The organism is Actinacidiphila paucisporea (assembly GCF_900142575.1).
Classification (GTDB): domain Bacteria; phylum Actinomycetota; class Actinomycetes; order Streptomycetales; family Streptomycetaceae; genus Actinacidiphila; species Actinacidiphila paucisporea.
Genome location: NZ_FRBI01000007.1, coordinates 204,209 through 217,482, shown reverse-complemented (window position 1 = coordinate 217,482; position 13,274 = coordinate 204,209). Strand labels below are relative to the sequence as shown.

General features: G+C 73.1%; 8 protein-coding genes. 3 read left to right on the top strand and 5 right to left on the bottom strand.

Features of this window, described 5'->3' with window-relative positions; all coding sequences use genetic code 11:
* Window positions 1-61: 61 nt before the first annotated feature.
* Window positions 62-1,576 (top strand): DUF2079 domain-containing protein, encoded by a 1,515-nt coding sequence (locus BUE44_RS13980; RefSeq protein ID WP_079189722.1) that lies wholly within the window; start codon window positions 62-64, stop codon window positions 1,574-1,576.
* A 38-nt stretch (window positions 1,577-1,614) separates the two neighbouring features.
* On the opposite strand, the gene BUE44_RS13975 is transcribed toward BUE44_RS13980, so the two are convergent.
* From BUE44_RS13975 to BUE44_RS13965, 3 genes are all read right to left on the bottom strand, one after another.
* The gene (locus BUE44_RS13975; protein ID WP_073497890.1) at window positions 1,615-3,153 is read right to left on the bottom strand and encodes a serine/threonine-protein kinase; all 1,539 of its coding nucleotides are present in this window, start codon (window positions 3,151-3,153) and stop codon (window positions 1,615-1,617) included.
* On the bottom strand, window positions 3,150-3,755 hold the full coding sequence (locus tag BUE44_RS13970; RefSeq protein WP_073497888.1) for a hypothetical protein: 606 nt from the start codon (window positions 3,753-3,755) through the stop codon (window positions 3,150-3,152). The genes BUE44_RS13975 and BUE44_RS13970 overlap by 4 nt, the downstream gene beginning before the upstream one ends.
* A gap of 93 nt (window positions 3,756-3,848) precedes the next feature.
* Window positions 3,849-5,906 (bottom strand): N-6 DNA methylase, encoded by a 2,058-nt coding sequence (locus BUE44_RS13965; RefSeq protein ID WP_235002133.1) that lies wholly within the window; start codon window positions 5,904-5,906, stop codon window positions 3,849-3,851.
* A 200-nt stretch (window positions 5,907-6,106) separates the two neighbouring features.
* Here BUE44_RS13965 and BUE44_RS13960 point away from each other — a divergent pair, with 200 nt between their 5' ends.
* Window positions 6,107-6,790 carry a hypothetical protein gene (locus BUE44_RS13960; RefSeq protein WP_073497884.1) on the top strand — a complete coding sequence of 228 codons (684 nt, stop codon included), beginning with the start codon at window positions 6,107-6,109 and terminating at the stop codon, window positions 6,788-6,790.
* A gap of 229 nt (window positions 6,791-7,019) precedes the next feature.
* Complete coding sequence (locus BUE44_RS35780) at window positions 7,020-8,627, top strand: DUF2079 domain-containing protein (protein WP_159450250.1); 1,608 nt, start codon at window positions 7,020-7,022, stop codon at window positions 8,625-8,627.
* On the opposite strand, the gene BUE44_RS13950 is transcribed toward BUE44_RS35780, so the two are convergent.
* Window positions 8,624-9,592, bottom strand: coding sequence for a TolB family protein (locus BUE44_RS13950; RefSeq protein WP_200804412.1), 969 nt, complete (start codon window positions 9,590-9,592; stop codon window positions 8,624-8,626). The two genes, BUE44_RS35780 and BUE44_RS13950, sit on opposite strands and share 4 nt — an antisense overlap.
* 106 nt (window positions 9,593-9,698) lie before the next feature.
* Window positions 9,699-13,238 carry a transcription-repair coupling factor gene (gene mfd / locus BUE44_RS13945; RefSeq protein WP_073497882.1) on the bottom strand — a complete coding sequence of 1,180 codons (3,540 nt, stop codon included), beginning with the start codon at window positions 13,236-13,238 and terminating at the stop codon, window positions 9,699-9,701.
* Window positions 13,239-13,274 lie beyond the last annotated feature (36 nt).

Sequence of the window (13,274 nt, the reverse complement as noted above, 5' to 3'; positions counted from 1 at the left end):
AGGGCGAAACGGTCAAGCCGTGAAGTACGGCGGGGCGGCCGACGCGAAGGAGGACCCGCGCATGGACGGCGACAGGGACAGTGCGGAGGCCGTACTGCCGGCCCAGGAGTCCAAGGCGCGGCACATTGCCACGCCCGCACCTGTGCGCGAGGCGGCGGCGGTCGCGGTGCCCCCACGCCGGCGGCGGTGGCTGCCGGCCTGGCTCGACCCGTGGCTGCTCGCCACGGGCTTCCTCGCCCTCTACGCGGCACTGTCGCTGTCGCGCTACCGCCGGATGGAGACGATGTCCTGGGACCTGGGCATCTTCGAGCAGGCCGTACGCGGCTACGCCCGTCTGCACGCCCCCGTCGCCGACCTCAAGGGGCCGGGCTTCAACGTGCTCGGCGACCACTTCAGCCCGATCACCGCACTGATCGCACCTTTCTACCGGCTCTTCCCGACCCCGGCGACCCTGCTGCTGGCGCAGGCAGTGCTGTTCGCGCTCTCCGTCGTACCCGTGACGCGCACCGCGGGCCGTCTGCTCGGCCGTGGACGCGGGGTGGCGGTGGGGGCCGCCTACGGGCTGTCCTGGGGGGTGCAGCGTGCGGTCGACTTCGACTTCCACGAGATCGCCTTCGCCGTGCCGCTGCTCGCCTTCTCGCTGGCGGCCGTGCTGCGACGGCGCTGGCGCACGGCCATGGGGTGGGCGGTGCCGCTGGTGCTGGTCAAGGAGGACATGGGCGCGGCGGTCGCGATGATCGGCGCGGTGGTGTGGCTGCGGGCCGGCGGCGACACGATCCGCGGCCCGAAGGGCGGCGGCGCCGTGCGCACCTGGGCGCTGAGCCTTGCCGCCTTCGGGGCCGTCGCTTCGGCGTGGGAGGTCAGCTGGCTCATCCCGGCCTTCCACGGCGCCGGCTACGACGCGCTGAACCACATCAACGGCGACGGCACGCTCACCACCCACGTCCCGCCGGTCACCGCGCTGCGCACGGTGCTGTGGATGCTGCTGCCGGCCGGCGGCCTGCTCGCGCTGCGCTCGCCGCTGCTGCTCGTCGCGCTGCCGACGCTCGGCTGGCGCTTCCTGTCGTACTACCCGGAGAACTGGGGCACGGCCTGGCACTACAACGCCGTGCTCATGCCGGTGGTCTTCCTCGCCGCGGTGGACCGCGCCGCGGCGATCGGCGCCGCCGGACCCGGCCGCCGGACGCCGCCCTGGCTGCGCTCCTCCGTCCGCGCGCTGCCGGCGGTGATGCTGGGCGCCGCGCTCGCCCTGAGCACCCAACTGCCGGTGGCCGACCTGACCCACCGGGCCGCGTATCAGGTCGACGGCCCCACCAGGGCGGCCAAGCGGGCGCTCGCCGAGATCCCGAACGGCGCCACGGTGGAGGCGAACGTCGGCCCCCTCAGCCGCCTGGTGCGGCGCACCACCGTCTATTGGGTCGGCCAGACCGGCAGCCTGGCACCGGACTACCTGGCCTTCGAGAACCGCTCGGACTGGCTGCAGGACCCGGTCGGCTACGCCGACCAACTGCATCCGCAGGCCCGCTACTCACTGGTCGCCGACGCCGGCGGCTACGTGGTGCTGCGCCGCGACTGACCTGGAGCCCTGCCCGCGCCCGGGAGCCGGCCCTGGTCCTAGCCCTGGACCTGGCCGAGCCAGGCCAGCGTCCTGCGGATCTCGGCGGGGAAGGGGTGGTGCGGGCCGTGCACACGGCCCGCGTCGTAGAGGAGCCGGGTGAGGACGTCGCGCGCGGCGGCCCGGTCGCCGACGGACAGCAGCAGGTGGGCGGTCCTGCGGCGGATGTCCAGCGGTGTGCCGGGGCTGGTGCCGGCGTACTGCTCGAAGTACGGGAGCAGCACCCGGTATTCGGCCAGCGCGGCCCTGGGGTCGCCGAGGTGCTCCAGGCACTGCGCCGCCTCGTAGCGGAACTGCAGCGCCTGGCGGTCGGCGCCCCCGTACTGCGAGGCGAACTCGTCCGACAGCCGCCGCAGTTCGGGCAGCGCCCTGCGGTACTGCCCGTCCTCCATCAGCGTCGCCGCATACTGCTTGCGCAGGGCGCGCAGGACCGGCGAGTGCTCGCCGTGCTTCTCCGCGGCGGCCGGGATGATGCCGCCGAGCAGGTCGACGGCCTGGGTGATCCGGCCCGCGTCCAGCAGCCGCTTCACCTCGTCGACGGCCGTGGCCAGGTCGGCGCCCTTCGGCGCGTGAGCCGGCTGCGGGGGCGGCGGCGCGGGCACGGCGGCAGCCGGCGCCGCGACATGGTCCGGCCAGGGCGCCTGGGGCCGCAGGAAGGGCCGCGTCGGGTCGAGCGGGCCCGGTGCCCGGTGCGCGGACCCAGGCGGCGGCAGCAGCGCGGCCAGTTCGCGGTAGACGTCCTGAGCGCCGGCGGGCCGGTGCTGCGGGTCCTTGGCCAGCAGCCGCAGCACCAGCGACTCCAGCGGATCCGGCACTTCGGGACGCAGCTGGCGCAGCGGCACGGGCGCCTCGTACAGATGCCGGTGCAGCACCCCGAGCGCCGTGGTGCCCGCGAACGGGACGTTGCCGCTCAGCAGTTCGTGCAGCAGCACGCCGAGCGCGTACAGGTCGGTGCGCGGCCCGACCGCGCCGCCCATCGCCTGCTCCGGCGCCATGTACGCCGGGCTGCCGATCGGCGAACCGGTGTGCGTCAGCCGGGTCGTGTCGGTGTCCATCACCGACGCCACACCCAGGTCGAGCACGGTGAGGGTGCCGTCCGGCCGGACCATCACATTGCGCGGCTTGAGGTCGCGGTGGACTATCGGCACCGCGTGGACCGCCGACAGCACGGCGCACAGCTGCGCCGCCACCCCCACGGCCCACGGCCACGGATAGGGCTCGTGCTCGGCGAGATGGTCGCCGAGGTCGGCGCCCTCCACGTACTGCATCACCAGATACAGCTCGTCGCCGTCCGCCCCCGCGTCATGGACCGTCACCAGACCCGGGTGGTCGACCTGGGCGGTGACCCGGCACTCCCGGTCGAACCGCCGGCGCAGCTCGCCCGCGTCCGCCCCGCCGGCGACCTTGTCGGGCCGCAGCAGCTTCACCGCCACCCGACGGTCCAGCCGCCGGTCGTAGGCGGTCCACACCTGGCCCATACCGCCCTGCCCGATGACGGTGGCCAGTTCGTACCGGCCGGCGATGAGCCGACCGATCACCGGCCCTCCTCCTTGCGCAGATAGTCGCTCAACTCGTCCAGCTCGGCCCGCACCTGGTTGATCCGCGGCGCCGGCGGCTGGGCGGGCGCCGGACTCTGCGGGGGCATCGGCGTCCGGTTCGGCATCCCGGTCCGGCTGGGCATCTGCGTGGACTCGGGTATGCCACCGTGCACCGGGCCCGTGTGCACCGGTCCGGGCATCGGGCCGTACCCGCTCGCATACGGATTCGGCGGATAGCCGGTGGGCGCCCCGTAGCCGGCCGGCCGGGTGTTCCCGCGCCTGATGTCCATGACGAGGAAGTAGGCGGGGGTGCCGAACATGCACACCAGCACGGTGAGCGTGCCCACGTTGGACTGCCAGCTGTCGGTGTTGTCGTGGGCCAACCCGATCAGGAGGTAGCCGACGATGATCGCGACGATGTCGAACACCATCAGCGCCCAGTCCAGCGGGTGCCGCCGCACGAGGGCCAGCCTCAGCAGCGAGCCCCAGGCGAGGAAGCCGATCGACAGCACCGGCAGTGCGGTGAAGAGCACGCGCAGCCAGATCGCCGCCGCCTGACCGGCGGGGCGGGGCTGCGGCGGGGCGATGCCGGGGCCGTACATCTGGTGCTCCTGGTCGTCGAAGCGGGTGACTAGTCGAGAGCGTATCGGCCACAACAGACAGGCGGCGCCGGTTCTTCGACGGCCTGTGGACAACTATCCGGGCCGCACCGTCCCGTCGGTCAGCCCGTCGTAGAGGCCCTGGACGAGCTGGTCGCCGAGCTGGGTCGCCTGACGCAGCGTCTCCTCGAAGGCCGCCAGGGTCCGGAAGCGCTCGCCGTACCGCCGCTGGTCGGCCAGTGGCAGCCGTGGCACCTGGAGGCGGCGCACGTCGAGCCGGGTGGAGGTCGAGGCGAAGCTGCTGGCCTGGCGGTTGTTGGCGGTGCCGCGCAGGAATCCGGCGAGGAACCACGGGTCGAGGGCAGCGGCGTCCGGGCGCAGCACGTACACGTTGCGGCCCAGCGCCGCGCCGGCCGAGGCACCCTCCACCACTCTGGCCACCGCGCCGCCGCCGAGGATCGGCACCACCACGTCGCCCTCCTCGACGAGCACCGGCTCCTCGGCGGAGCCGTCCGGCCGGCTCGGCGGGAGCAGGCCGGTCGGACCGCTGCCGGCGACCACGTCGTGCTCGGTCAGCACGGCGTGGGCGGCGGCGGAGCCGTCCGCGCCGGCGGTGCCGCCGCCGCCGGCCCGCATCAGCAGGGCGCCGGCCCTGGCCAGTTCGCCGACGGTGGTGGTCGGCCAGCGGGCGGGCTCGCCGGCCGCCGGAGGGGCGGGGGCTATCTCCGCCGTGCGCCGCAGGGTCATCGCCAGCCGGTCCCGCACGGATTCCAGCGCGGCCGCGCCGCCTTCCGCGGTGGGCGGCGGCAGATGCCGTGCGGGCGTCACGTCCACGTCGTCGTCGAGCAGTTCGATGACGGGCAGCGTGCGGTTGACCCCGGGGCGGTCGGGAACCGACCCGTGCCGGTCGAAGGCAGTCCAGGCGTCGAGGACCGCGGCGCTGACGGCGTACCAGGGCGCTTTCTCCGCACCGTGTCCCGGTATCCCGGCCGTGTCGAACACCAGCAGCTCTCCCGGGGGCCGCTGCTCGGGGTCCGGTTTGCGCAGCACCCACAGATGGAGCGGGAGTCCGTGCGGCGGCGCCGCTCCCGCGGGCAGCGCCACGACCGCGCGCAGCGCACCGCGGCGCAGCAGGTCGGCACGGACCCGGCGGCCGGAGCGGCGGGACGCGGCGGCGGGCGGCATGAGCATCACCACGGTGCCGCCGTCCCGCACGTGGGCCAGCGAATGCTGGAGCCAGGCCAGCTCCGATTCGGTGCGGGCCGGGAATCCGTACTCCCAGCGCGGGTCGTAACCCAGCTCGTCGTGCCCCCAGTTCCGATCGTTGAACGGGGGATGGCAGAGCACGGTGTCGACGACCAGCTCGCGGAAGGCGTCGTCCCGCAGGCTGTCCCCTGATCCGACCCGGACGCGGACGGCCGGGTCGGTGGCCATCGCCAGCCGCAGCGCGGTGAGCGAGGCGAGCTCGGAGTCGATCTCCTGCGCGTGCACGGACTCGGTGGGAGAGGCGGCGCGCAGCAGGGCCCCGCTGCCGCAGGCGGGGTCGAGCACCCGGCCAGGGCCTTCGCCGGCGAGCGCGGCCATCAGTTCGGCAGGGCCTTGCGGAGTGAGGGTGAAGTGTCGCGGGTTCGCGTCCAGGTAGCGGCCGAACAGGAACTCGTAGGTCTGGGCCGGGCCGGTGTCCTCCGCGAATTTCGCGGTCGTGCGCAGCAGCGGCACGGCGTCGTCGAGGCTGTCCGGCAGCCGCACCGGGTGCTCGGGGCCGAATCGTGCCGCCAGCGCCGTCTCCATCTCGGCCGGCAGCCTGGCGGCGAGCTCGTCGTCGGTCGCGGCGCTGTAGCTGACGGAGATCGCGGGGTCGCCCTGCATGATCATCAGCAGGGATCCCGCGATGCGCAAGGCGGCGGGCACCCCCTCGGGATGGCTGTCGGCCCGCTGCCAGAGCCGCTCGTGCAGCGGCACAAAGGGGAGCTTGCCCTGCTCGCGGAGCCAGCGCTCGACGGCGGGCAGCTCGTAGGTGGGACTGGTGTCCGTCCCGCCGACCGGCCGGGGAAAGTCGTCGTGGCGCCGGCGCCAGTTGCTGACGGCGGCCCTTCCGACGCCTGCCAGCCTGGCGATCCCCGCCGCTGTCACCTCACTCGCATGCTCGGGCACGGTCCTCTCCTTCCTCCGGTTCGTCCGCGATCTCTGTACGCGTGTTGGCGAGCATACCCAGGGCCCGTGGACGGACCCCTTCACGGCGTGAACATCACTCATTTGAGAAATAGTGTTGACTCGGTTCACAAGGGAATGCTGTCATAGTGACAACGGTTCACGGGGCCATCGGGGCCCGCCGACCACAGGGGGGAATTCCCATGTCCAAGCTGTCTCTCACCCGGATCGCCGCCGCGGGCGCGGTCGCCGCCGTCCTCGCGATCGGCACGGCGGCCTGCAGTCCCGCGGACGACTCGGCGTCCTCGACCGGCTCGGCCGGCGACAAGGCGACCACCACCGCCTCGTCCGCCCCCGCGTCCGCGCCCGCGAAAAAGAAAGAGGGCAAGCCGGCGGCCAAGCCCGCCTTCAAAGGCAACGGCACGTTCCAGGTCGGCACCGACATCCAGCCCGGCACCTACCGGACGAGCGGGAACGACGACGGCATGTGCTACTGGGAGCGGGCCAAGGACGCCAAGAACGACACCGATTCCATCCTGGCCAACGACACGGTCGCCGGCAGCAGCTACGTGACGATCAAGCCGACCGACAAGGTCTTCACCTCGACGGACTGCAAGGACTGGTATCCCGCGGGGGCGGCCAAGCCCAGCGCGCCGAAGACGTCGATGGGCGACGGCATGTACAAGGTGGGCACGGACATAGCCGCCGGCACCTACAAGGCCAAGGGTGGCGAGACCTGCTACTGGGAGCGCAACAAGGACGCGCTGCACGACGTGGACTCCATCAAGGCGAACGACAACGTCACCGGCCAGGCCGTGGTCACCATCACCGCCAAGGACGCCTACTTCAAGACGGCCGACTGCGGCACCTGGACGAAGACCGGCTGAGCGTAAGGCCGCGCCCCGCCGCCGGAGCCCCCGCCGCCCCCCGAGCCGCCCGGACCGGCGGGCGGGCGGGCACGGCGGGACGGCGGACCGGCGGGGACGGAGGCCGCGCCCGCGGGAGGGGTGCCGGACCAAGGCGGGCAGGCTCGTCCGTCCCATGGGTCCCGCGCGGACAGTGTCGTCCCGTATCTTTTCCCGCAGACCCCGACCCCGCTTCCTCGGGAGGACGACGATGGACAGGGCCGAGGCCGTCATACCGCAGACGAAGGGTGGCGAGGCCGCGCCGCGCGCCGCCTTGCCAGGCTCCACCGGCCTTGCGGGGCTGCGACTGCGGATCGCGGGGGCGCGGCTCGACCCGTATCTGCTGGGTGCCGTCTTCTTCGGCGCGTACGTCCTGCTGTCGCTGGTCCGGTACCGCCGGATGCTGACGATGTCCTGGGACCTGGGCATCTTCGAGCAGGCCGTGAAGGGGTACGCCCATCTGCAGGCGCCGACCACCCAGCTGAAGGGCCCGGGCTTCAACGCGCTCGGCGACCACTTCAGCCCGGTCACCGCCCTGATAGCCCCCTTCTACCGGGTCTTCCCGAGCCCGGCGACGCTGCTGGTCGCCCAGGCGCTGCTCTTCGCGCTGTCGGTGGTCCCGGTCACCCGGGGCGCCGCGCTGCTGCTGGGGCGGGGGCGCGGGCTGGCCGTGGGCGCGGCGTACGGCTTGTCGTGGGGGGTGCAGCGGGCGGTCGACTTCGACTTCCACGAGATCGCCTTCGCCATGCCGCTGCTGGCCTTCTCGCTGGAGGCGCTGGTCCGCAAGCGCTGGGCGGCGGCGATGTGGTGGGCACTGCCGTTGGTGCTGGTCAAGGAGGACATGGGCGTCACGGCCGCGACGATCGGCGCGATCGTCTGGTGGCGCACCCGCGAGGCGGCGGAGCCGGGTGCGTCCGTCCCGGCGCAGGCGGCCGCGGCGGACGAGCGGAGGGCGGCCGGCGGATCCCCGGGCGACGGGGTCGGACCGGACGGGACGGAGCAGGGCAGCACGCCGGAAGGAGGTGACCAGGTGGAGGCGCCGCTGAGCGACGCACAGCGGTACGGGCCATGGGCGATCGGGCTGATGGGCTTCGGAGTGGCGGCGTCCGCGCTGGCCATCGGGGTGCTGATCCCCGCCTTCCACGGCCCCGGCTACGACGCGTTCAACCACATCAACGGCGACGGCACGATGACCGGGCGCATCCCGTTCGGCACCGCGCTGCGGACCCTGCTGTGGATTCTGCTGCCGACCAGCGGGCTGCTGGCGCTGCGGTCACCGCTGATCGTGGCGGCGCTGCCGACCGTCGGGTGGCGGTTCCTGTCCCACTACCCGGAGAACTGGGGCACGGCCTGGCACTACAGCGCGGTGCTGATGCCGGTGATCTTCCTGGCCCTGGTGGACGCGGCGGACCGGTCCCGGCGGAGCCCGCGGCCGTGGCTGCGGTCGTACGCGTCGGGGGTGCCGGCCGCGGCGGTCGGCGCCGCCATGGCGCTGACCTTGTCGCTGCCCCTGGCCTCACTCGGCCACACCGACACCTACAAGGTCGACGCGCGCACCAAGGCGGTGGAGAAGCTGCTCGACCTGATACCCGACGGCGCCACCGTGGAGGCGAACGTCGGGCCGATCAGCCGGCTGGTGCACCGCACCACCGTCTACTGGGTCGGCGGCGCGAACGGAGTGGTGCCGCAGTACATCGCGCTGGACAACTCCAGCGGGTGGGTGCCGGACCCGGTGTCGTACGGCACGTCGCTGCACCCCGGCGCGACCTACACCGAGATAGCCAACCAGGACGGCTATGTGATCCTGCGCCGCAGCTAGGGCCTGGTGAACCGGGTGCCGGCCGGATCGCCGTCGAGCGGGCGGCCGACCGGGTAGTCGACGTAGGCGAAGTGGCGGCTGTCGGGGGACCAGCTGTTGACGTTGAGACTGCCCTGGCCGCCGAAGAAGGCGAGCAGGTCGCGAGGGGCGCCGCCGGCGGAGTCCATGAGGCGCAGGACGACGTCGCGGTCGGCGGGGTGGCCCTCGGTGCCCGGCGGGAAGCTGATGAAGAGGATGTGCCCTCCGTCGGGCGAGGGATGGGGGAACCAGTTGACGCGTTCGTCGGACGTCAGCCGGGTCAGTTCCGAGCCGTCGGGGCGCATGCGGAAGAGCTGGGCGTGGCCCGGGGTGGCGGCGCCGTGCTCGGAGTTGAAGAGGATCCAGTCGCCGTCCGGGGTGAACTCCGGGCCGTCGGCGGGGGCCGGGGTGTCGGTCAGCCGGGTGTCGGGGCCGCCTGCCGAAGGGACGGTGAAGATGTTGCGGTAGCCCCATTCGTCGCCGCCGTGGGGTTCGACGCCGACGTAGGACAGGGTCAGGCCGTCCGGTGAGACGCCGTGCAGGAAGTGCCGGAAGGGGCCGGGGCCGCGGTCGTTGGTGACCCGGCGGGCCGGGCCCCCGGTGAAGGGCACCGCGTGGATGTGCCCGTCGCCGGCTGACAGGTAGAGGGTGGCGCCGTCCGGCGAGAGCACGTGGTCGTTGTTGGCGTCGGTGATGCCGCCGGTGTCGATGACCTCGGGCAGCACGCCGTCGGCGGGGCTGCTGCCGGCGGGGATCCGCAGCAGCAGACCGTCCTGGTTGACGACCAGCCAGCGGCCGTCGGGGGACCAGTTCGGCGCCTCCAGGGCGCTGTCCGCGGTCTCGTACACCAGCCGCGGCTCACCGCCGTCGATGTCGCCGACCAGCAGCCGGGCGCGCTGCCCGGGTGCCAGCGGCCGTACGTTCGTCCCCGCACCGGTGATCGTCACGCCCGCACTGTAACCGCGGGCGGGGCGGCGGTCGCCGGCCGGGGGCGACGGGCGGGATCGAAGGAGAAGGGGACAGGGAACGGAAGGGAGAGGGACGGTGCGGGAGTCATGTGCCCAGGACGGTGGTCAGGAAGTCCGCGGTCCACTCGAGCAGTTCCCGGCCCACCACCGGCTTGCCGCCGATGCGGGCGGTGGACGGACGGGGCACCAGGACCTGGCGGGCGGCGGGCTTGAGGACGGCGCGCGGGTGGAGCCTGGACAGCCGCAGCTCCTGCGACTCGCGCAGCTCGACCGGGCCGAAGCGGACGTTGGCGCCCTGCAGGGTGATGTCGGTGACGCCGACCTTGCGGGCCAGCATCCGCAGGCCGGCCACCAGCAGCAGGTTCTCCACCGGTTCCGGGAGCGGGCCGTAGCGGTCGACCAGTTCCTCGCGGACGGCGGTGACGTCCTCGGCGGAGTTGGCGGCGGCGATGGCCCGGTAGGCCTGCAGGCGCAGCCGCTCGCCGGGGGCGTAGTCGTGCGGGACGTGGGCGTCGACCGGCAGCTCGATCTTGACCTCGAGCAGTGTCTCCTCCGGCTCGCCGCCCGACTCCAGGGCCGAGCGGTAGTCGGCGACGGCCTCGCCCACCATCCGTACGTAGAGGTCGAAGCCGACGCCCGCGATGTGGCCGGACTGCTCGCCGCCGAGGAGGTTGCCCGCGCCGCGGATCTCCAGGTCCTTCATGGCGACGTACATGCCCGCGCCCATCTCGGTGTGCTGGGCGATGGTGGCCAGCCGTTCGTGCGCGGTCTCGGTGAGCGGCTTCTCGGGCGGGTAGAGGAAGTAGGCGTAGCCGCGTTCGCGGGAGCGGCCGACCCTGCCGCGCAGCTGGTGCAGTTGGGACAGGCCGAAGGTGTCGCCGCGTTCCACGATCAGGGTGTTGGCATTGGGGATGTCGATCCCGGACTCCACGATCGTGGTGGAGACCAGCACGTCGAAGCGCTTCTCCCAGAAGTCGACCACGACCGACTCCAGGGCCGACTCCCCCATCTGCCCGTGGGCGGTGGCGATCCGCGCCTCCGGCACGATCTCGCGCAGCCGGGCGGCGGCCCGGTCGATGGACTCGACCCGGTTGTGGATGTAGAAGACCTGGCCCTCGCGCAGCAGTTCACGCCGGATGGCGGCGCCGATCTGCTTCTCCTCGTACGGTCCGACGAAGGTCAGCACGGGGTGCCGCTCCTCCGGCGGGGTGGTGATGGTGGACATCTCCCGGATGCCGGTGACCGCCATCTCCAGGGTGCGCGGGATGGGGGTGGCGGACATGGTCAGCACGTCGACGTTGGCGCGCAGCTTCTTGAGCTGCTCCTTGTGCTCGACGCCGAAGCGCTGCTCCTCGTCCACGACGACCAGGCCGAGGTCCTTGAAGCGGGTCTCGGCGGAGAAAAGCCGGTGGGTGCCGATGACGATGTCCACCGACCCGTCGAGCAGCCCTTCGAGCACCGCCTTGGCCTCGGTGTCACTCTGGAAGCGGGACAGCGCCCGCACGTTGACCGGGAACTGCGCGTAACGCTCGGAGAAGGTCCCGAAGTGCTGCTGCACCAGCAGCGTCGTGGGCACCAGGACGGCCACCTGCTTGCCGTCCTGCACGGCCTTGAAGGCCGCCCGCACCGCGATCTCGGTCTTGCCGTAGCCGACGTCGCCGCAGATCAGGCGGTCCATGGGCACGGACTTCTCCATGTCCTCCTTGACCTCGGCGATGGTGGTGAGCTGGTCGGGGGTCTCCGCGTAGGGGAAGGCGTCCTCCAGCTCGCGCTGCCAGGGGGTGTCGGGCCCGAAGGTGTGGCCGGGCGCGGCCATCCGGGCGGAGTACAGCCTGATCAGGTCGGCCGCGATCTCCTTGACCGCCTTCTTCGCCCGCGCCTTGGTCTTCGTCCAGTCCGCGCCGCCCAGCCGGTGCAGCGTCGGGGCCTCGCCGCCGACGTATTTGGTGATCTGCTCCAGCTGGTCGGTGGGCACGAACAGCCGGTCGCCCGGCTGGCCGCGCTTGGCGGGGGCGTATTCGACGACCAGGTACTCGCGGGTGGCGCCCTGGACGGTGCGCTGCACCATCTCCACGTAGCGGCCGACGCCGTGCTGCTCGTGCACGATGTAGTCGCCGCCGACCAGCGTGAGGGGGTCGATGGTCTTGCGGCGCCGGGACGGCATCCGGCCCATGTCCTTGGTGGAGGACCGCTGCCCCGACAGGTCGGTCTCGGTCAGCACCGCGAGCCGCAGTCCCGGGTCGATGAAGCCGTGCTCGATCGAACCGGTCGCGACATGCACCACGGAGGGCGCGAGCTCGGTCAGCTCGATGTCGAGCCTGGCCGCGATGCCCTCGCCCGCCAGCACCTCGGCGACCCGGGCGGCCGGCCCGTGGCCCTCGGTGACGTAGACGGTCCGCCAGCCGTCGGCGATCCAGCCCTTGGTGTCGGCCAGCGCCCGCGCGGTGTCACCGCGGTAGAGCTCGGGGGCGCGCATGCCCAGCTTGAGGGTGTCGCCGTCCAGGTCGTCGGCCTCGTCGGCGGCGAAGGGGCTCACCGACCACCACGGCACGCCCAGCTCGCGGGCCCGCTCGCGGACGTCGGCGATCGGCCACAGCGACGCGGCGCCCAGATCGATCGGCGCCTCGCCGCCGCCGGCCGAGGCCGCCCAGGACGCCTCGAGGAACTCCTGCGAGGTCGCCACCAGGTCGGCGGCCCGGGTCCGTACCCGTTCCGGGTCGCACACCACGGTCATCGACCCGGCGGGCAGCACGTCGATCAGCAGCTCCATGGCGTCCACCAGCACCGGGGCCAGCGACTCCATGCCCTCGACCGCGATGCCCTCGGCGATCTTGTCCAGCAGTTCGTGCAGCTCGGGGTGCTCGGCGGCCAGCTCGGCGGCCCGCGCCCTGACGTCGTCGGTGAGCAGCAGCTCGCGGCACGGCGGCGCCCACAGGCCGTGTTCCGCGACCTCCAGCGACCGCTGGTCGGCGACCTTGAAGTAGCGGATCTCCTCGACCTCGTCGCCCCAGAACTCGACCCGCAGCGGGTGCTCCTCGGTCGGCGGGAAGACGTCCAGGATGCCGCCGCGCACCGCGAACTCGCCGCGCTTCTCGACCAGCTCGACCCGCGCGTACGCGGCCGCCGCCAGGCCGTCGACGATCGCGCCCAGGTCGGCGGTGGCTCCATTGCTCAGCGCCACGGGTTCCAGGTCGCCCAGGCCCTTGACCTGCGGCTGGAGCACCGAGCGGATCGGGGCGACCACGACCTGGACGGGGCCGGCCGACGGGTCGTCGGCCCGCGGGTGCGCGAGGCGGCGCAGCACCGCGAGCCGGCGGCCGACGGTGTCGCTGCGCGGCGACAGCCGCTCGTGCGGCAGCGTCTCCCACGCCGGGTACTCCACGACGGAGTCCGGCGGCAGCATCGAGCGCAGCGCCGCGGCGAGGTCCTCGGTCTCACGCCCGGTGGCGGTGACGGCGAGCACCGTGCGGTGCGCCTTGGCGGCGAGCGCCGCGACGGCCAGTGGGCGGGCTGCCGGCGGGCCGACGAGGTCCACATGCGGCCGCGATCCGGAGACCGCGGCCTGGACCGCCTCAGCGAGGGCGCTGTCGGCGACGGCTGCGTCGACCAGACCGTTGAGACTCATACAGGTTCCGTCCCGGGGTGTGCGTATGGGGGCGCC